General features: G+C 58.6%; 1 protein-coding gene. It reads right to left on the bottom strand.

Annotation, left to right across the window (positions count from 1 at the left end):
- Positions 1–252: 252 nt before the first annotated feature.
- Entirely contained in the window at positions 253–432 is a 180-nt protein-coding gene (locus L0D17_RS13190) for a hypothetical protein (protein WP_243095705.1), read from the bottom strand.
- Positions 433–707: the final 275 nt, after the last annotated feature.

Raw genomic sequence — 707 nt, forward strand, 5'->3', positions numbered from 1 at the left:
GAGAAGATGCTTCAGGAGCGGTATGCCCCCCGTACACAGACTCTTACACATAACTCTTGACACGACCGCTGGTGATGTAGGGCTTCATGGGCCTTAGCCTAGCTGAGGCTTATGTGGAATGCTTGAGCGGGGAATCTCCGAGGCCCGGAGAAGGAGGACACGGGAACCAGCCCTTGGGCGAGGGCTTCGCGGGCCTGTTTCACGCGCTCAGCCAGGGGCATCCCTTTCACCTCCCCCGCTCCAGGAAGTTTTTTAGGAGCGTGTCTCCATTTCCTTCTTCCCGATGAGCTGCGCAAGCTGTCGGACCCTCTTCTCCAGTCCCCTTTCCTGGGTGTCATTGGCAAAGAGGAAGGGCCCCTTTTCCACAAGTGCCGACTTCCACTCCACCAGGGTGTTGCGGTGCACGCCGTAAGTGCGGCCGATCTCCACCAAGATTCTTTCCCCCTTGACCACCTCCAAGGCGGCCTGAAATTTCCCTCGCGGGGGATAAACTTAAGCTTCTTCCTCTTGTCCTCCGCTTTGGGGCAATCCTACCATGCGCTTCCGGGCTAGTCTAGTGGTCGCATATCCGTGCAGGAAGCATATGGGGCCCCCTTTAGGGCCAGCGAGTAGCGTTTCGCCCTAACCCCGGTCTAACCAGACTCTCCTAAACTTAGAGGCTGTCGTAAAAGTCCTCCACGGCCAGCTACGCGGCCCTAGCCAGCCGC

The sequence above is a fragment of the Thermus thalpophilus genome, assembly GCF_022760915.1.
GTDB lineage: Bacteria > Deinococcota > Deinococci > Deinococcales > Thermaceae > Thermus > Thermus thalpophilus.